Genomic DNA, 19,243 nt, shown 5'->3' with positions numbered 1-19,243 from the left:
GAACTCTATGTTTATTGTCGATTCCCACTGCCATCTCGATGGCCTCGATTATGAAAAGCACCATCGCGATCTGGATGATGTCATCGCCAAAGCGGCAGCGCGCGATGTGAAGTTTATGCTGGCGATTGCCACCACCTTGCCGGATTACTACAAAATCAAACAGCTGGTGGGCGATCGTGAAAACGTCGCGCTAGCTTGTGGCGTCCATCCGCTTAATCAGGAAGCGCCGTACGACGTCGAAGAGTTCCGCCGTCTGGCCGCAGAGGATCGCGTGGTCGCGCTGGGTGAAACCGGGCTGGACTATTTCTATCAGCAGGAAACCAAAGCGCAGCAACAAGCTTCGTTTCGTGAGCACATTCGTACCGGCATTGCGTTAAATAAACCGATCATCGTGCACACGCGTGATGCGCGTGAAGACACGCTGGCGATTCTGCGCGAAGAGCAGGTAGAGAAGTGCGGCGGCGTGCTGCACTGTTTTACCGAAGATAAAGAGACCGCCGCCAAATTGCTCGATCTCGGTTTTTACATCTCTTTCTCCGGCATTCTGACCTTCCGCAACGCCGAACAGATCCGCGATGCGGCGCGCTACGTGCCGCTTGATCGTATGCTGGTGGAAACCGATTCGCCGTATCTGGCGCCGGTACCGCACCGTGGTAAAGAGAATCAGCCAGCGTTTACGCGTGATGTGGCGGATTACATGGCGGTGTTAAAAGGCGTTGATATCGAAACGCTGGCCGCTGCCACCACCGAAAATTTCTCCCGCCTGTTCCACATCCCGATGAGTCGCCTCGGCGGCTAAACGCTTTATTTCAAACGCTGTAATTAATCACCAATCACTCTCCTGCACTGCGTCTTACGGGACGCAGGCAGTGTTTTATTGCTGTTTAATAGCGCAAGTCAGTAAGAAATGACTGAAAGGAAAGGGGCGTCCTTAGCGAAATGTGATGGCCGTCAATTTAACAATTAGCGATTTATTTTACTCTTCGTAATAAATCAAAAGACGCTCAGCGTCACCCCGGCGAAGGATCCTCCCCCTAAGCCATGCGCACTGCGCAAAAAATTGCACTCATACTCAGGAGTTTCTATGTTCAAGAACGCATTTGCGAACCTGCAGAAAGTAGGTAAATCGCTGATGTTGCCGGTATCGGTTCTGCCGATTGCCGGTATTTTGTTAGGTGTTGGTTCTGCAAACTTCAGCTGGCTGCCGGAAGTGGTTTCCCACGTCATGGCCGAAGCGGGTGGTTCGGTATTTGCCAATATGCCGCTGATCTTTGCGATCGGTGTGGCGCTTGGCTTTACCAATAACGACGGCGTTTCCGCGCTGGCGGCCGTGGTTGCCTACGGCATCATGGTGAAAACCATGGCGGTGGTTGCACCGCTGGTGCTGCATATGCCTGCCGGAGAAATTGAGGCTAAGCATCTTGCGGATACCGGTGTGCTCGGCGGAATCATCGCCGGTTCCATCGCGGCGTATATGTTTAACCGCTTCTATCGCATCAAACTGCCTGAGTATCTCGGCTTCTTTGCCGGCAAGCGCTTTGTGCCGATCATCTCCGGTCTGGCGGCGATTTTCACCGGTGTGGTGCTGTCATTCATTTGGCCGCCAATCGGTACGGCGATTCAGGAATTCTCAAAGTGGGCAGCCTATCAAAACCCAGTCGTCGCCTTTGGACTGTACGGTCTGATTGAACGTTCACTGGTGCCGTTTGGTCTGCACCATATCTGGAACGTCCCTTTCCAGATGCAAATTGGTGAGTTTACCAATGCCGCAGGTCAGGTGTTCCACGGAGATATCCCACGTTACATGGCGGGCGACCCAACCGCAGGTAAATTGTCTGGCGGCTTCCTGTTCAAAATGTACGGTTTGCCAGCGGCAGCGATTGCGATTTGGCATACGGCTAAACCAGAAAACCGGGCCAAAGTGGGCGGTATTATGATCTCCGCCGCGCTGACCTCGTTCCTGACCGGTATCACCGAGCCAATCGAGTTTGCCTTCATGTTCGTGGCGCCGATTCTGTATGTGATCCACGCGATTCTGGCAGGTCTGGCCTTCCCAATCTGTATTCTGCTGGGGATGCGTGATGGCACCAGCTTCTCACACGGTTTGATCGACTTTATCGTGTTGAGCGGTAACAGCAGCAAAATCTGGTTGTTCCCGATTGTGGGTATCATCTACGGCCTGATTTACTACACCGTATTCCGTTTCCTGATTGTGAAACTGAATCTGAAAACCCCTGGCCGTGAGGAGACCGCGATGGAGCAGAGCAGCGCAACCGGCAGCGAAATGGCGGGTAAACTGGTTACCGCGTTTGGTGGTAAAGAGAACATCACTAACCTTGATGCCTGTATCACGCGTCTGCGTGTCAGCGTGGCGGATGTCGGCAAGGTTGATCAGGCTGAACTGAAAAGCCTCGGCGCACGTGGTGTGGTGGTAGCAGGTTCAGGCGTTCAGGCGATTTTCGGCACCAAGTCCGATAACCTGAAAACCGAAATGGATGAGTATATCCGCAGCATGTAACGGAAAAAGGCGGGCAGAGCTGGTGCGATGAAGCGGCGTCAGATCGTAAAGACGCCATAAACCTTCCCTGGGGCTCGGCCCAAGCCATCCATGGCTTGGGACGCTTTACTCCTCTGCCGCCGCTTCAACGCACATTACTTACTGTGCGTAAAAATGCCCTCAAATGAGGGCATTTTTTTATTTACAGATAAACCCGCAAATACTCCGTCAAACACAGCAGCGCCATGGCCTGACCATACGGCATCGAGGTGAGCGGTATCTGGCGGTAGTACGCCAGATCGCTGCCCATCGCTGTTCCGAACGACACCTGCTTCAATTCCCCATCTTCATCAATATTGCCGATCACGCCGCGCAACGCTTTCTCCGCCAGCGGCAAATACTCGGGCGAAAGATAATGTTTACGCACCGCTTTAAGAATGCCATAGGCGAAACCGGCGGTGGCGGAGGCTTCCGGGTAACTGTTGGGATCGTCGAGCAAGGTGTGCCACAAACCGCTGCTGTGCTGACAGGCGCTAAGCGCTTTCACCTGACTCTCCAGCACCTGTTGCAGGAAACGCCGCGTGGCATGCTGTTCCGGCCAGTTCATCATCTCGAGGAAATCAGGAATGACTATAGTCAACCAGCTGTTGCCGCGCGCCCAACGTGCATTGGCAAAATTGTGCCGTCCCTCAAACGTCCAGCCGTGGAACCACAAACCGGTTTGGCGATCCATTAAGTATTGGGTATGAATCAGGAACTGATAACTGGCTTCTTCGACAAACTCAGGACGATCCAGCAGCTGGCCAATCTTCGCCAGCGCCATCACGCTCATCATTAAGGTGTCATCCCACAGCTGCTGGGTGTTTTCATTGTTGTAGACGATGTGCTGCAAGCCGCCTTGCTCGGTGCGCGGCATCTCATACATCACCCATTCAGCCCAGCGCTCCAGTACCGGTCGCCACGCGGCATTTCGCGTCTCTTCATAGCGATACGCCAGCGTCAGGAACGGGCAGACGGTATTCACGTTCTTGGTTGGCGTACCTTCCGCCAGCCGCGTGCTGAACCAGTCATCGATAATCTTCAGCGTCGCTTGATCGCCGGTTTGCTGATAATAGTGCAGCATGCCGTACAGGCCGATGCCGTGCGTCCACTCCCAACCGGCCCAGCCTTTGGTATCGATCACGCGGCCATCATCGAGGCGCAGCAAAAACTCGCCGCTGTGATCGGTAATATTCACCAGATTATGGGTTAGCCGCTGAATCAACTGCACCAGCTCAGTACGTGGCAACAGATATTCAGGCTGGCGCAGTAACGCGCTGTGCTTTACAGGAAATACAGTCATGGTTCATTCCTATCGTTAATCAGGGTAGAGAGAGAAGGTAAAGATCGTGGCTGCGTCGGCAGCGGCGGTGCGGCAGGCTTATGACGGTTGAGATACCCGACGTTGTTATTGCCCCACAGATTTTCATACGGCATGCCCGCCAGCATTTCGACCACTTCACGCGCCTGTGGCGAAATACGCTCTGGCACCACGCGTCCGGCTTCGCGCATTTTCAACGTCTCTTCGCGCAGCACGGTGTGGGTTTGCAGATTGAGTTTAAAGCGCAGTGAAATAATGAAGCCGCAGGCCAGCACACAGAGCGTGCCCACGCTGAGGATCGCCAGAATGGTATGGCCGACAGCCGGCACCTGCGTGGCCTGGCCGGAAGAGAAGCCCGCCAGCTGCAACACGATACCGACGAACATCACCGCACCTGCTTGCGAGGCTTTGCGCGTCAGCGTCATGATGCCGGCAAAAATGCCTTCGCGACGTTGGCCGGTAATCACTTCATCGACGTCAGCGATATAGGTGTAAGTATTCCACGGCACATAGTTGATGCCGCCGCGACCAAGACCGGCAAGACCGGAAATCAGTACCAGCAGAGCGAAGTTGTCGTTCATGCCGGTGTACCACAATCCGGCGTAGGAGAGGGCGCTAAGCCCAAACAGCACCACCACCATACGGTATGCGGGCGCAGGCCCAAGGCGGATACACAGCGGAATCATCGCCATCACCGCAATAAACTGCATCACCGCCATGGTGCCCATCAGGTTGGAGGCGATCTGCGCGCTTTGCATCAGCACAAACACCACATACCAGGTGAACACCGCGTTAAACACGTCCTGCGCGATATAGCCGCCGAGATACATGCCCAGATGCTGACGGAAAATACGAATGCGCAGCGTTGAGGCCAGCTCGGTGTAGAGGCGCTTCAGGCTCTGTAGCAAGGTCAGCTGTGATTTTTCCTGCTCGGCGCGGCGCGATTCGGCAGAGAAATCGTCGGGATCGCGTTCCCAGGTAAACAGCCACACCAACGTTAACACCAGCGCACAAATCACGGAGAACACCAGGCTGGCGTAGAAGAAGGAGATCGGATTCTCTTTGCCAAACCAGCCAATCAGTATGCCTGGCAGGAACGCTGCCAGAATGGCCGACAGCTGCGCCAGGCCAATACGCGCGCCAGAGAAGCGGGTTTTCTGTTTGAAATCGTCGGTCATCTCCGGCACCAGCGTTTCGTAAGGCACCAGAATCATGGTGTAGACCATATCGAACAGCAGATAAGTCAGCAGATACCACCAAAAACTCATGTCGCCAACCCACATCAGGCTGTAGCTGAACACGCACGGAATACCGAGCAGGATAAAAAATTTGCGGCGGCCAAAGCGCTTGCCGAGCCAGGTCGAACCGAAGTTATCGGTCAGGAAACCCATCAGCGGGCTCACCACCGCATCCAGTACGCGGGCGGCGGCGAAAATGAAGGTCGCCTGAATCGGCGAGAGCCCACAAAAGGTGGTGTAAAAGTAGAGCAGCCAGGCGGCGGTTAACGCCGTGGTGCCTGCACCGAGGAAATCCCCGGACCCATAGGCCAGATAATGGCCCAGGCCAATCTTACGAGAGCGCATGGCAGGTTCTCCTTGAATTAGTCGGTAAACACATCCCTCATCACTCCGTACAATTTGCGCGGATTGGATTGAAAGTAGAGCGGCTTAAGCTGGCAAACCTTCGTGATTTCGCAATGACCTGCAGGTGAGTGGCAAAATCACAAAGAAAAAGGCGTGATATCTCTAATTTATAAAACAGCGTTTCATTTTTGTGGTTAAGGAGATCTCAGGAATGCGAGCTGCAGCACATGCGTGGCGAAGGGTTAAATCGGCTTAAAGGCAGCCATTTAATGCAGGAATTGTGGTCCTGAGGTTGAAAGAAATGGAATTCCTCACGCATACTGCCTGACTGAACTCAGGCTTAAGGAAATGCACCATGGCTGAAGAAACCATTTTCAGTAAAATCATCCGTCGCGAGATCCCCGCCGACGTGGTTTATCAGGACGAACTGGTCACCGCCTTCCGTGATATCGCGCCGAAAGCGCCTACCCATATCTTGATCATCCCCAACGTATTGATTCCCACCGCCAATGATGCGCAGCCCGCACACGAGCAGGCGCTGGGCCGGATGATCACCGTGGCCGCCAAAATTGCCCGTGATGAAGGCATTGCTAAAGATGGCTATCGTCTAATCATCAACTGCAACAGCCATGGCGGTCAGGAGGTTTATCACATCCATATGCATTTGGTTGGCGGTCAGCCGCTGGGCCCGATGCTGGCCAGCTAACTCAGGCGGACAACGTGATGCGTCAATGGCTGAGTGGCTTGCTGTTGCTGACCCTTGCAGGTTGCAGCAGCGATAAGCCGATGATTAATACCTCGCAGTCGCTGGTGATGGAATCGGCGGTGTTATCCGCGGGCATTATTACCGATGATCCGAAGTTGACCGAACAAGATGGTCAGCAGCGTGCCATGAGCGTGTTGTACAACCAGCGTGAAACGCCAGTGAAAGTGCACTATCGTTTCTATTGGTACGACGACAAAGGATTGGAAATCACGCCGGAAGAGCCGGCGCAAAGCCAAATCGTTCCGGCGCACGGCAGCGTAGAAGTGGCCTCACAAATGGGCAATCCGACCGCCAGTAAGGTGCGTCTCTATCTTTATCTTTGAGGAGTAAGCTGTGATTCGCAGTGTAAAACGTTCGGGCGCGTTGTTATTTGCGCTAATGCTCACCGGTTGTGTGGTGCAACAACAGACGCCGGCACCGGTAGAACCCACGCAGCCGACTACGCCCTCTCAGCCGGTTGAACCCACGCCGCAGCCAGTGCCGCCGCCGCAAACCGTGCCGCAGCCACCAAAGCTGAAAACCATTAACTGGGATGCCAGCGTCCAGCCGTTGGTCGGCAAGATGGTGCAATCTTCAGGCGTGAATCCGGGCAGCGTGCTGCTGGTGGATCGCATCAAGAACAGTACTAATGGCGCGCTGCAAACCGACAAAGCCACCGACGCGATTCAGAATGCGCTGGCCAACAACGGCAAGTTCACGCTGATCACCCCAGAACAGCTGGCGCAGGCCAAGCAAACGCTGGGCTTGTCGCCGGATGACAGCCTCAACTCGCGCAGTAAAGCGATTGGCCTGGCGCGCAACGTTAACGCGCAGTATGTGCTCTACAGCAATGCGCAGGGCGATGTGAAATCACCGACGCTGCAAATGCAGCTGATGCTGGTACAAACCGGTGAAATCATCTGGTCAGGAAACGGTGTTGCTCAACCCTGATCCCCAGCTGCAAAACCTGCTTCAGCAACAATGGCCGACGGCGCAAGCTGCCGGTCATTTTTTCGCGCTGCCGGGACTGAGCGGGCAAAGCGTGCGCGTGCAGATGCCGCAGGGCGAATTGCTGGCGAGACGTGCGCCGCCGCAGCCGATCCCGTTTGTCGATCGCCAGCGCGAATACCGCATTCTGCAGCAACTGCGGCATGCACAGCTGGGGCCGCAGCCGCTGGCGTGGCGCCATCCCTGGCTGCTGCAAAGCTGGATGCCGGGCGAGGTGCTCACTTCCGCGCAGTTTAACGCGCAGCGGCAGGCGATTGTGGCGCTGCTGCAGCGTCTGCATCAACAGCCGCTCACCGGCTACCGTTTACGCTTAGCGCCGCTGCTACAGCGCTATTGGCAGCTTTGCCGGCAGCGTCACTGGCGCTGGCAGCGTCGTCTGCAACGCTTATTACAACAGGGCGAACCGCAGCCGCTGCGCCTGGCGCCGCTGCATATGGATGTCCACGCCGGCAACCTGATTGCCACGCCGGAAGGTTTACGCCTAATCGACTGGGAATATGCCGCCGACGGTGACGTGGCGCTGGAGCTGGCGGCGGTGTGTGCGGTTGATGGCGATACGCGTTCTGCGTGGATTGCCGATTACGCCGCGCGCGCGCAACTGGATAAGCCAGCACTGGCGTGCCAGATGCAGCGCTGGCAACCGTGGCTGCAGCTGTTGATGGCCAGCTGGTATCAGCTGCGTGCCGAGCAGAGCCAGGATGACACCTTACTGCAGCTGGCGCAGGCTAGCTGGCACGACCTTTAACTCAGGATTTTAATCATGACCATGAACACACCCGGACCGCTGATGCTCGACGTCGAAAGCTATGAGCTGGACGCCGAAGAACGCGAAATTCTGCAGCATCCGCTGGTGGGCGGACTGATTCTGTTTGCCCGCAACTTCCACGATGTCGAGCAGTTGGCAGAGCTGGTGCGCCAGATTCGCGCCGCTTCACGCAATCGTCTGGTGGTAGCGGTGGATCAGGAAGGCGGTCGCGTGCAGCGTTTCCGCGACGGCTTCACGCAGCTGCCGGCGATGCAATCGTTCGCCGCGCTGCACGATCTCAATAGTGCCGGTGAACTGGCGCAGCAGGCGGGCTGGCAGATGGCGTCGGAGATGATCGCCATGGACATCGACATCAGTTTCGCGCCGGTGCTCGATATTGGTCACATCAGCGCGGCGATCGGCGATCGTTCATTCCATGAAGATCCGGCCATCGCCCTGCAGGTCGCGCGCCGTTTTATCAACGGCATGCATGAAGCCGGCATGAAAACTACCGGCAAACACTTCCCCGGTCACGGTGCGGTCAGTGCCGATTCGCATAAAGAGACGCCGCGCGACAACCGCGATACCGCCACGTTGCGTCAGCATGACATGGCGATCTTTAAGCAGTTGATCGACGAGCAGCTGCTTGATGCGGTGATGCCGGCGCACGTTATCTATACTGAGGTGAATCCGTTGCCTGCCAGCGGTTCGCCGTATTGGCTGCAAACCGTATTGCGCGAGGAGCTCAGCTTTAACGGCGTAATTTTCTCCGACGACCTGTCGATGGAAGGTGCCGCGGTGATGGGCAGCTACGCCGAACGCGCGCAGCAGTCGCTGAATGCCGGTTGCGATATGATCCTGGTGTGCAATCAACGCGCGGGCGCGGTGAGCGTGCTGGATAACTTGACGCCGATCGGGGCAGAGCGCGTGACGCAGTTATACCATCAAGGGCGTTTTACCCGTCAAAGCCTGCTGGCAAGCGAGCGCTGGCGGCAAAATCAGCGTCAGTTAAGCGCGTTGCAAGAGCGCTGGCTGGCGCACAAAGCCTCGGGCAGATAAGCTTCGCTGCCCGGATTTCACTCCACGCTGAGGATAATCATGATCATCTATCTGCACGGTTTTGATTCCAACAGTCCGGGCAACCATGAAAAGGTGCTGCAGCTGCAGTTTATTGACCCGGACGTCAGATTAGTCAGCTACAGCACCCGCCATCCCAAACACGATATGCAGTTTCTGCTGAAAGAGTGCGACAAGCTGCTACAACAGGGCGACGATGCGCATCCGCTGATTTGCGGGGTTGGGCTGGGCGGTTATTGGGCCGAACGTATTGGCTTCCTGTGCGGCATGCGTCAGGTGATCTTCAATCCAAATCTGTTCCCGTTTGAGAACATGGAAGGCAAAATCGATCGCCCGGAAGAGTATCTCGATATCGCCACTAAGTGCGTCAACGATTTCCGCGAAAAGAACCGCGAAAAGTGTCTGGCGATTTTGTCTCGTCAGGACGAAGCGCTGGATAATCAGCGCAGCGCGACGTACCTGCAGCCGTTCTATGAAATCATCTGGGATGACGCAGCCAGCCACAAATTCAAGAACATCGCGCCGCATTTGCAGCGCATCAAAGCCTTCAAACTCCTCGCCTGACCGTCCGCGCGCCGTGTGATGCGGCGCATAAAATGTGTAACATTCTGATAATGCAGCTGAAAGATTGATGTACATCAATTTTCTTATGTGATGTCTCTGACGCCGTGATATTCTGCCCTCAGCTCGCGATTTAACGTCGCCAACCCTATGTTTATTAAGGTTTTTATTAACCATTAATTAACTATTGGTTTACAACTTTGAGGGGGTCTTTGTTGACTACATCTATGGAAAAAATCGTTATCATCGGCGGTGGTGCTGGCGGCTTAGAGCTGGCAACGCAGCTCGGTCACAAGCTGGGACGCAAGAAGAAAGCCGAGATCATCCTGGTTGATCGTAACCACAGTCATTTGTGGAAACCGCTGCTGCATGAAGTGGCAACCGGTTCGATGGACGAAGGGATTGATGCGCTAAGCTATCTGGCGCACGCGCGTAATCACGGTTTCCAGTTCCAGCTGGGATCGCTGACGCAAATCAATCGTGAAAACAAAACCCTTGAGCTGGCCGAAATCCGCGATGCGGAAGGCGCACTGTTAGTGCCGCAGCGTGAGCTGGCCTACGATCGTCTGGTCATCGCGCTTGGCAGCACCTCAAATGACTTCGGCACGCCGGGCGTAAAAGATCACTGCATCTTTCTCGACAACCCGCATCAGGCGCGTCGTTTCCACAACGAAATGCTCAACCTGTTCCTGCGTTTCTCGGCCAGCGAAGGCAGCCTGGAAAAAGTCAACATCGCCATTGTCGGCGGCGGCGCCACCGGCGTGGAACTCTCTGCAGAGCTGTATAACGCGGTGAAACAGCTGCACAGCTACGGCTACAAAGGTCTGGATAGCAGCTCGCTGAACGTCACGCTGGTGGAAGCCGGTGAACGCATTCTGCCGGCGCTGCCACCGCGCATTTCGGCGGCGGCGCATCAGGAGCTGACCAAACTTGGCGTACGCGTGTTGACGCAAACCATGGTCACCAGCGCCACCGAAAACGGCTTGAATACCAAAGGCGGCGAATTCATTGATGCCGATCTGATGGTGTGGGCGGCCGGTATCAAGGCGCCAGACTTCCTGAAAGAGATTGGCGGTCTGGAAACCAACCGCATCAATCAGCTGGTGGTAAAAGAGACGCTGCAAACCACGCTGGATGACGACATCTACGCCATTGGTGATTGCGCCTCCTGTGCGCTGCCGGGGGGCGGATTTGTACCGCCGCGCGCGCAGTCAGCGCATCAAATGGCGTCGCGCGCGCTGGAGAACATCCTTGCACAGCGTAAAGACAAACCGTTGAAAGCCTATGTTTATAAAGATCACGGTTCGCTGGTGTCGCTATCGCGCTTCAGCACCGTCGGCAGTTTGATGGGTAACCTGATGCGCGGATCGATGATGGTGGAAGGGCGCATTGCGCGTTTTGTCTACATCTCTCTATATCGTATGCACCAGATTGCGCTCCACGGATACTTCAAGACCGGTCTTATGATGCTGGTCGGCAGTCTTAACCGCGTCCTGCGTCCGCGTCTCAAGCTGCACTGATGATTTTCGGGCGGTGAATGCCGCCCTACGCCACACCAGCTGCCGTAACCCGCTGAAAACTGCACGTTCAGCTTAAGGTTACGGCACTATTTCACCCGCTCTCAGAACTCTCCTAAAAGCTGGCCCTGATGGGTTTCCGCTGCGTTTCCTCCATTAATCTGATGTTGCAATTACGGTCCATCTGTAAAACTTATCACCAACAAACACGGCGCGGCGCGCACGCCGGTTATGCCTCGGTTACCCAGGATTGGGTAGCGGCAGGAATGCGCGGTAACAACCTTCAGGAGGATATTCCTGTGAATAAATCAATGTTAGCGGGTATCGGTATCGGCGTGGCAGCAGCGTTAGGTGTTGCCGCAGTCGCCAGCATGGATGTTTTCGATCGCGGCCCGCAGTTTGCACAAGTTCTGTCGGCGACGCCGATTAAAGAGAGCATCAAGCAGCCGCGACAGGAGTGTCGCAATGTGACGCTGACCCATCGTCGTGCGGTCCAGGATGAGAATCGCATTGCCGGTTCGGTGCTGGGCGCGGTAGCCGGCGGCGTGTTGGGCCATCAGTTTGGTGGTGGACGCGGACGCGATGTGGCTACGGTAGCGGGCGCGTTAGCTGGCGGTTACGGTGGTAATCAGGTGCAGGGTGCGCTGCAGGATCGCGACACGTACACCACCAACGAGCAGCGTTGCAAAACGGTATATGACAAACAGGAAAAAATGCTGGGTTATGACGTGACCTATAAAATAGGCGACCAGCAGGGCAAAATCCGCATGGAAAACGACCCTGGTACCCGCATTCCGCTCGACCGTAATGGTCAGCTGATCCTGAATTCAAATCAGGCCTAATTGGGCAAAGATGCATCACAGCAGCAGTAACGAAAAAAGCGCCGCAAGGCGCTTTTTTTTATGTGTGAGATCCTCAACGCGCACGGATTCGTAGCGGCGCAATTTGTTGCGCATCATCAATGGCGCACGGAGTCAAAGGCGCGCGATGAATCGCGCCGCTACGATTCCGTGCGGATATCCACTAAACCCGGTTTTTCGCCAGCTCGCTAACAAATCCCTGCACCCACTCCATACGGATTTTCCGGTCCGCCATATCGCGGGTGAACTTCAATCGCGTTGGGCCATCCAGCTTCCATTGCTGAGGATCTTTCTGCAGCAGGCCAATCAGCCAGCCCGGATCAACCTGATTCTGCGGCGCAAACTCGAAAAATCCGCCTTTGTCGCTGGCTTCAATCTTACGAATCCCCAACTCGCGCGCCACTAAACGCAGCCCGGCAACATCCAGCAGATTACGCGCTGCATCCGGCAGCTTGCCGAAGCGGTCAATCATCTCAACCTTCAGTTCCGCCAGATCCTGCTCATCGGCGGCGCTGGCCACGCGCTTGTAGAGCGACAAGCGAGTATTCACATCCGGGATAAAATCATCTGGCAGCAGGGCAGGCATACGCAGTTCAATTTCGGTTTGATTGCTGGTGAGATCTTCCAGCGACGGCTCGCGGCCCGCCTTCAGCGCATCGACCGCGTTCTCCAGCAGCTCCATATACAGCGTGAAGCCGATGGTTTCCATTTGGCCGCTCTGATCCTCGCCGAGCAGCTCACCCGCGCCGCGGATCTCCAGATCGTGGGTTGCCAGCGCAAAACCGGCACCAAGATCTTCCAGCGACGCGATAGCTTCCAGACGTTTTTGCGCATCAGTGGTCATCGCTTTTGGATGCGGCGTCAGCAGCCACGCATAGGCCTGATGGTGCGAACGTCCCACGCGGCCACGCAGCTGATGCAGCTGCGCCAGACCAAAGTGGTCGGCGCGTTCGATGATAATGGTGTTGGCGCTGGGTACGTCGATACCGGTTTCGATGATGGTGGTACACACCAGCACGTTAAAGCGCTGATGGTGGAAATCATTCATCACCCGCTCGAGATCGCGTTCGCGCATCTGACCGTGACCAATGGCAATGCGCGCTTCCGGCACCAGATCGGCCAATCGCTGCGCCGCTTTCTCGATGTTTTCCACGTCATTGTAGAGATAGTAAACCTGGCCGCCGCGCAGCACTTCACGCAGGATTGCCTCGCGCACCACCAGGCTGTCGTACTCACGTACAAAGGTTTTCACCGCCATGCGTCGTGCCGGTGGCGTGGCGATAATCGACAGATCGCGCATGCCGCTCATCGCCATATTCAGGGTGCGCGGAATCGGCGTGGCGGTGAGCGTCAGGATATCGACATCGGCGCGCATCGCCTTGATCCGCTCTTTATGACGCACGCCAAAGCGGTGCTCTTCATCGACAATTAGCAGGCCGAGATCGTGCCACTTCAGGTCGCTCGACAGCAGCTTATGGGTGCCAATCAGAATATCGACTTTGCCCTCGCGCGCCTGTTTCAGCACCTGACTCTGCTCTTTGGCGGTGCGGAAGCGCGACAGCATTTCAATGCGCACCGGCCAGTTAGCGAAACGATCGCGGAAGTTGTCGTAATGCTGCTGCGCCAGCAGCGTGGTGGGCACCAGCACCGCGACCTGTTTGGCGTTCTCAACCGCCAGAAACGCAGCGCGCATCGCCACTTCGGTTTTACCAAAGCCGACGTCGCCGCACACCAGACGATCCATCGCCAGCGGCTGACACATGTCGCTCAGCACCGCGTTGATCGCCTGGCCTTGATCCGGCGTGGTTTCAAACGGGAAGCCTTCGCAGAACAGCTGATACTGATCGCGATCGTGCTTAAAGGCAAAGCCGGTTTTGGCTGCGCGCTGAGCGTAAATATCCAGCAGCTCTGCCGCCACGTCGCGCACTTTCTCAGCAGCTTTCTGCCGCGCGCGTGACCAGGCATCGCTGCCAAGTTTATGCAGCGGCGCGTTTTCATCCGCGCCACCGGCATAGCGGCTAATCAGATGCAGTGATGAAACCGGCACGTACAGCTTGGCGTCGCCCGCATAGGAGAGCATCAGATATTCAGCGACGATGCCGCCGGCTTCCAGCGTGGTCAGGCCGATATAACGCCCCACGCCGTGCTCCAGATGCACCACCGGCTGGCCGGGATGCAGCTCGGCGAGGTTGCGGATCAGCACATCAGGATTGATGGTGCGGCGATTATCCTGGCGACGACGACTGACGCGCTCGCCAAGCAGATCGCTTTCGCAAATCAACGCCAGCTGGCGTTGCGTATCGATAAAGCCGCGCTCGCTGGCGCCAATCATCAGGCTAAGCGGCTGATTGGCGGCCTGATCAAAGTGATCGATAGCCTGTGGACGCAGTTTAATGCGCGCCAACAGCTCTTGCAGGCTTTCACGCCGGCCTTCACTCTCAACCGAGAAAATCACCTGACCGCTGAATTGTTCAAGGAACTGACGCAGCAGATCGAGTGGCGCTTTGGCCTGCGCCTGCACCGTCAATTCCGGCAGCGGCTGATAACCGAGATTGGTATTCGCTGCTTTTTCCGGCAGCGTCTCGCTGCTTAACTGCATGCGCGGCCAGGCTTTCAGTTCGCTCATCAGCGTGTCGGGACGCAGCCACAGCGTGACCGGCTCCAGCAGCGGGCGCATCGGATCGATACGGCGATTCTCAAAGCGCGCGTTGGCGTCAAGCCAGAAGCGCTCGGCGCTGGCCAGCAAATCGCCGCTGTTGAGCAGCAGCGTATTGGCGGGCAGATAGCTGAACAGCGTCGGCAACGCCTGCTCAAAGAACAGCGGCTGCCAGTATTCGATACCGGCGGGCAGCGTGCCTTTGCTCACCTGCTGATAGACATGCTCCGGCTCGCGCCGTACGTCAAAGGTTTCGCGCCAGCGGCTGCGGAACAGCTCGATGGCGGCTTTATCCGTGGGGAATTCATGCGCCGGCAACAGGTTGATGGCGTTGACCGCCTCCAGCGTGCGCTGCGTATCGACGTCAAACAGACGCAGGCTGTCGATCTCATCGTCAAAGAAGTCGATGCGATAAGGTTGGTCGCTGCCCATCGGGAACAGATCGAGCAGCGCACCGCGCGTGGCGTATTCACCGTGCTCCATCACCTGATCGACGTGGCGATAACCGGCCTGCTCCAGCTGATCGCGCAGCGCATCGCGCGACAGCTTTTGCCCTTGCTGCATCACCAGCGCATGGCCGTGCAGGAAGCTGTGCGGACATACGCGCTGCATCAGCGTGTTGACCGGCATAATCAGCATACCGCGCGTTAAGTTGGGCAGTTGATACAGCGTGGAGAGGCGAGCTGAGATGATGTCCTGATGCGGCGAGAAGCTGTCGTAGGGCAGCGTTTCCCAGTCAGCGAGATGGGTGACCGGCAGATCGGTGAACTGGCGAATCTCCTCCTGCAGACGCAGGGCAGATTGCATATCCGGGGTAATCATCAACACCGGACCGCTGTGGCGTTCGGTGATGCTGGCGCACTCAAGCGCTTGCGCGGCGCCGACGAGCTGGCCGAGCTGGCGATGGTCGCCGGCTTTGACTGGCAGGGTATAACGACTCTGTTCCGACATGGGATCTCGACATTCTCTCCTTGGATTACAGGGCGTCATCATTCCATAATCCGCCCTGAGGATCATCTGTCGTGGTGCGATTTCTCACACTTTTGCCGGTTGAGCTACTTACTCGATTGCTGTGTGTAGTGCATACGTGGGCGGTCGACATTGGCCCAGGACAGCTCTTTCTCCAGATGGTAGCTGTGGTTGCCGTCGTCCCACTTCACGTAATAGCCGGTTGGCGCATCTCCCTGTTCAAAAACGTTGACGATCTCGCCTTTAATTTCACCCGATTTATGCTTAACAATGCTGCTTTTGGGGAACTTGAACATGGTGTACTCCTCGTCGCCTACGGTAATTCACCTTTAAGTCTACGCCAGCCAATGACGAATAAACGTACAAATAACATCATTAATTTGTCGCAATTTTATGCATAAGCGTTGGCTGGGACGGTTTTTGACACAACTTTGCCGCAGACTCAGAGGGTTAGAGGTTTCATAAAGGGGACGCCTCCTTTATCATCCCACTACTTATTTTCAGGCAACTGCCAAGACGGATCTCATGTATCAACCAGTCGCGTTATTCATCGGTTTACGCTACATGCGTGGACGTGCCTCAGACCGCTTTGGTCGCTTCGTCTCCTGGCTCTCAACTATCGGCATCACGCTCGGCGTGCTGGCGCTGGTCACCGTGTTGTCGGTGATGAATGGCTTTGAGCGCGAGCTGGAAGGCAATATCCTCGGCCTGATGCCGCAGGCGCTGATCACCAGCGAAAAAGGCAGCATAAGTCCCAAGGCGTTGCCCGCCGATAATCTCCAACTGCAAGGCGTTAAGCGCATCGCACCGCTGACCACCGCCGATGTGGTGCTACAAAGCGCGCGTAACGTCTCGGTCGGCGTGATGCTCGGCATCAATCCCGACGAACAGGATCCGCTGACGCCATTCCTCGTCAACACCCAACAAAGCGTGCTGCAGCCGGGCCAGTACAACGTCATCCTCGGTGAACAGCTGGCTGCACAGCTGGGCGTGAAGCGCGGCGATCAGCTGCGTCTGATGGTGCCATCGGTCAGCCAGTTCACGCCGGTAGGACGTTTGCCGAGCCAGCGTATTTTCACTGTGGCTGGCACCTATGCCGCCAACAGCGAAGTGGATGGCTATCAAATTCTGGTCAATCAGCAGGATGCGTCACGCGTGATGCGCTATCCGCTCGGCAACATCACCGGCTGGCGTTTGTGGCTGGATAAGCCGTTAAGCGTTGATGCGCTCAGCCAGCAGAAACTGCCGGAGGGCCTGACGTGGAAAGACTGGCGCGAACGCAAAGGCGATCTGTTCCAGGCGGTACGCATGGAAAAAAACATGATGGGGCTGCTGCTGAGCCTGATCATCGCGGTGGCGGCTTTTAATATCATTACCTCGCTGGGCCTGCTGATCATGGAGAAGCAGGGCGAAGTGGCCATTTTGCAAACGCTGGGTTTAACCCGTCGCCAGATTGTCGCGGTGTTTATGGTGCAGGGCGCCAGCGCGGGCATTATTGGCGCGCTGCTGGGCACCGTGCTTGGCGTGCTGCTTGCCAGCCAGCTGAATAATTTGATGCCGGTGATTGGTCTGTTCCTTGATGGTGCGGCGCTGCCGGTCGACATCAACGTGTTGCAGGTGATCACCATTGCGCTGGTCTCAATGGCCGTCGCGCTGCTTTCTACCCTTTATCCGTCGTGGCGCGCTGCCGCCGTCCAACCCGCTGAGGCTTTACGTTATGAGTAATACTCCTTTGTTGCAGTGTCGTGACCTGTGCAAACGCTATCAGGAAGGCAGCGTGCAGACCGATGTGCTGCGCAATGTGGCTTTCAGCCTGCAGCCGGGTGAACTGACGGCAATTGTCGGCAGCTCCGGTTCGGGTAAAAGTACCTTACTGCATCTGCTCGGCGGCCTGGATGCGCCGACGTCAGGCGATGTGATTTTTGATGGTAAATCGCTGAATGCGATGTCGTCGGCCGCGAAAGCCGAGCTGCGCAACCGTGAGCTGGGCTTTATCTATCAGTTCCACCATCTACTGCCGGATTTTAGCGCGCTGGAGAACGTGGCGATGCCGCTGCTGATTGGCAAAATTGGCAAAGCGGAAGCGGAATCACGCGCGCGTGAAATGCTGGCGGCGGTCGGGCTGGAAAAACGTGCTGCGCATCGGCCTTCTGAACTGTCGGGCGGTGAACGTCAGCGTGTGGCGATTGCCCGCGCGCTGGTGAATCGTCCGCGGCTGGTGATGGCCGATGAACCTACCGGTAACCTCGATGCGCGCAACGCCGACGCGATTTTTGAACTGCTCGGCGAGCTGAACGTTAAACAGGGCACCGCTTTTCTGGTAGTGACGCACGATCTGCAGCTGGCGAAACGCCTGAGCCGCCAGATGGAGATGCGCGACGGTGAGCTGAGCGACCAACTGACGCTGGGAGTGATCTGATGGCTTCGTCATTATCCCTGCTGCTCGGGCTGCGTTTTAGCCGCGGTCGGCGGCGTGGTGGCATGGTCTCGCTGATCTCCATCATCTCCACCATCGGCATTGCGCTGGGCGTGGCGGTGCTGATCATCGGCCTGAGCGCCATGAACGGCTTTGAGCGTGAGCTGAATAACCGCATTCTGGCGGTGGTACCGCACGGTGAAATCGAGCCGGTGAATCAGCCGTTCCGTAACTGGCAACCGATGATCGCGCCGATTGAGCAGGTGGCCGGCATTGCCGCCGCAGCGCCCTATATCAACTTCACCGGGCTGATTGAGAGCGGCGCAAAGCTGCAGGCGCTGCAGGTGAAAGGCGTCGATCCGCAGCAGGAAGCGCGTCTTAGCGCCTTGCCGAGCTTTGTGGCCGGAGATGCATGGTCGCAGTTCGCGGCTGGTAAACAGCAAATCATACTGGGTGGCGGCATCGCTAAATCGCTCAACGTGAAACAGGGCGACTGGATCACCATCATGATCCCGAATAATGATGGCGAGAATAAGCTGCTGCAGCCAAAACGTATTCGTCTGCAGGTCAGCGGCGTGCTGCAACTGAGCGGCATGCTCGATCACAGCCTGGCGCTGGTGCCGCTGGCCGATGCGCAGAAATATCTGGATATGGGCGACAGCGTCAGCGGTATTGCGCTGAAGATGAATGACCCGTTCCAGGCGCAGAAGTTGATACATGACGCCGGTAAAGTGACGCACTCTTACGTCTACATCAAGAGCTGGATTGGCACTTACGGCTACATGTACCGTGACATCCAGATGATTCGCGCCATTATGTATTTAGCCATGGTGCTGGTGATTGGCGTGGCCTGCTTTAACATCGTCTCGACGCTGGTGATGGCGGTGAAAGATAAGAGCAGCGACATCGCGGTACTGCGTACGCTGGGCGCCAAAGATGGTTTGATCCGCGCCATCTTTATCTGGTACGGCTTGCTGGCGGGCCTGCTCGGCAGCGTCAGCGGCGCGGTGGTCGGCGTGCTGGTAGCGCTCAATCTCACGCCGGTGATGCGCGTGTTTGAGCACCTGACCGGGCATCAGCTGCTGGCGGGCGATATCTACTTTATCGATTTCCTGCCGTCCGAACTGCACTGGATTGATGTGATTTCGGTGCTGGCCACCGCGATTGTCCTGAGCCTGATTGCCAGCTGGTATCCGGCACGACGCGCCAGCCGTATCGATCCGGCCCGCGTACTCAGCGGTCAGTAAAG

At 56.6% G+C, this 19,243-nt stretch carries 17 protein-coding genes; 13 read left to right on the top strand and 4 right to left on the bottom strand.

The window, feature by feature from the left end:
• The first annotated feature begins 7 nt into the window (after nt 1–7).
• A complete protein-coding gene (locus KVT28_RS04410) occupies nt 8–799 on the top strand; it encodes a metal-dependent hydrolase (protein WP_154181483.1) in 792 nt (263 codons plus the stop codon).
• 285 nt (nt 800–1,084) lie between these two features.
• A complete protein-coding gene (gene ptsG / locus KVT28_RS04405) occupies nt 1,085–2,518 on the top strand; it encodes a PTS glucose transporter subunit IIBC (protein WP_217546964.1) in 1,434 nt (477 codons plus the stop codon).
• A 181-nt stretch (nt 2,519–2,699) separates the two neighbouring features.
• On the opposite strand, the gene KVT28_RS04400 is transcribed toward ptsG, so the two are convergent.
• A complete protein-coding gene (locus KVT28_RS04400; protein ID WP_101760827.1) occupies nt 2,700–3,839 on the bottom strand; it encodes a glycoside hydrolase family 105 protein in 1,140 nt (379 codons plus the stop codon).
• A complete protein-coding gene (locus tag KVT28_RS04395; protein ID WP_210080516.1) occupies nt 3,836–5,440 on the bottom strand; it encodes an MFS transporter in 1,605 nt (534 codons plus the stop codon). The genes KVT28_RS04400 and KVT28_RS04395 overlap by 4 nt, the downstream gene beginning before the upstream one ends.
• Before the next feature lie 355 nt (nt 5,441–5,795).
• Between KVT28_RS04395 and hinT the strand changes: the two genes are divergently transcribed.
• From hinT to KVT28_RS04355, 8 genes are all read left to right on the top strand, one after another.
• On the top strand, nt 5,796–6,146 hold the full coding sequence (gene hinT, locus KVT28_RS04390) for a purine nucleoside phosphoramidase (RefSeq protein WP_192234274.1): 351 nt from the start codon (nt 5,796–5,798) through the stop codon (nt 6,144–6,146).
• 17 nt (nt 6,147–6,163) lie between these two features.
• Nucleotides 6,164–6,529, top strand: coding sequence for a YcfL family protein (locus KVT28_RS04385; RefSeq protein ID WP_101760824.1), 366 nt, complete (start codon nt 6,164–6,166; stop codon nt 6,527–6,529).
• Between the two features lie 10 nt (nt 6,530–6,539).
• Complete coding sequence (gene lpoB / locus KVT28_RS04380) at nt 6,540–7,136, top strand: penicillin-binding protein activator LpoB (protein ID WP_217546962.1); 597 nt, start codon at nt 6,540–6,542, stop codon at nt 7,134–7,136.
• Complete coding sequence (thiK, locus tag KVT28_RS04375; protein WP_217547549.1) at nt 7,123–7,938, top strand: thiamine kinase; 816 nt, start codon at nt 7,123–7,125, stop codon at nt 7,936–7,938. Before lpoB ends, thiK begins: the two co-directional genes overlap by 14 nt.
• Before the next feature lie 15 nt (nt 7,939–7,953).
• Nucleotides 7,954–8,997, top strand: a complete 1,044-nt coding sequence (gene nagZ, locus KVT28_RS04370; RefSeq protein ID WP_217546960.1) for a beta-N-acetylhexosaminidase — start codon at nt 7,954–7,956, stop codon at nt 8,995–8,997.
• 39 nt (nt 8,998–9,036) lie between these two features.
• Nucleotides 9,037–9,579, top strand: a complete 543-nt coding sequence (gene ycfP, locus KVT28_RS04365; protein ID WP_192413645.1) for an alpha/beta hydrolase YcfP — start codon at nt 9,037–9,039, stop codon at nt 9,577–9,579.
• A 212-nt stretch (nt 9,580–9,791) separates the two neighbouring features.
• The gene (locus KVT28_RS04360) at nt 9,792–11,096 is read left to right on the top strand and encodes an NAD(P)/FAD-dependent oxidoreductase (protein ID WP_085982480.1); all 1,305 of its coding nucleotides are present in this window, start codon (nt 9,792–9,794) and stop codon (nt 11,094–11,096) included.
• A gap of 296 nt (nt 11,097–11,392) precedes the next feature.
• Nucleotides 11,393–11,935: a glycine zipper 2TM domain-containing protein gene (locus tag KVT28_RS04355; protein WP_007885735.1), complete on the top strand. Its 543-nt coding sequence runs from the start codon at nt 11,393–11,395 to the stop codon at nt 11,933–11,935.
• A 181-nt stretch (nt 11,936–12,116) separates the two neighbouring features.
• On the opposite strand, the gene mfd is transcribed toward KVT28_RS04355, so the two are convergent.
• Nucleotides 12,117–15,560 carry a transcription-repair coupling factor gene (gene mfd, locus KVT28_RS04350; RefSeq protein WP_217546957.1) on the bottom strand — a complete coding sequence of 1,148 codons (3,444 nt, stop codon included), beginning with the start codon at nt 15,558–15,560 and terminating at the stop codon, nt 12,117–12,119.
• A 104-nt stretch (nt 15,561–15,664) separates the two neighbouring features.
• Nucleotides 15,665–15,874, bottom strand: a complete 210-nt coding sequence (locus KVT28_RS04345; protein ID WP_008103029.1) for a hypothetical protein — start codon at nt 15,872–15,874, stop codon at nt 15,665–15,667.
• A gap of 229 nt (nt 15,875–16,103) precedes the next feature.
• Between KVT28_RS04345 and lolC the strand changes: the two genes are divergently transcribed.
• From lolC to lolE, 3 genes are read left to right on the top strand one after another with little or no spacing between them, the layout of a single operon-like run.
• Complete coding sequence (gene lolC / locus KVT28_RS04340) at nt 16,104–17,303, top strand: lipoprotein-releasing ABC transporter permease subunit LolC (protein ID WP_101760818.1); 1,200 nt, start codon at nt 16,104–16,106, stop codon at nt 17,301–17,303.
• Nucleotides 17,296–17,997 carry a lipoprotein-releasing ABC transporter ATP-binding protein LolD gene (lolD, locus tag KVT28_RS04335; RefSeq protein WP_008103026.1) on the top strand — a complete coding sequence of 234 codons (702 nt, stop codon included), beginning with the start codon at nt 17,296–17,298 and terminating at the stop codon, nt 17,995–17,997. Before lolC ends, lolD begins: the two co-directional genes overlap by 8 nt.
• Nucleotides 17,997–19,241 (top strand): lipoprotein-releasing ABC transporter permease subunit LolE, encoded by a 1,245-nt coding sequence (gene lolE / locus KVT28_RS04330; protein ID WP_217546955.1) that lies wholly within the window; start codon nt 17,997–17,999, stop codon nt 19,239–19,241. The genes lolD and lolE overlap by 1 nt, the downstream gene beginning before the upstream one ends.
• Nucleotides 19,242–19,243: the final 2 nt, after the last annotated feature.

Origin of the sequence: Pantoea sp. GbtcB22, from assembly GCF_019091025.1 — a bacterium.
Classification (GTDB): domain Bacteria; phylum Pseudomonadota; class Gammaproteobacteria; order Enterobacterales; family Enterobacteriaceae; genus Pantoea; species Pantoea leporis.
The sequence above is the reverse complement of the archived record's forward strand: the minus strand, read 5'-3'. Positions and strand labels throughout refer to the sequence as shown.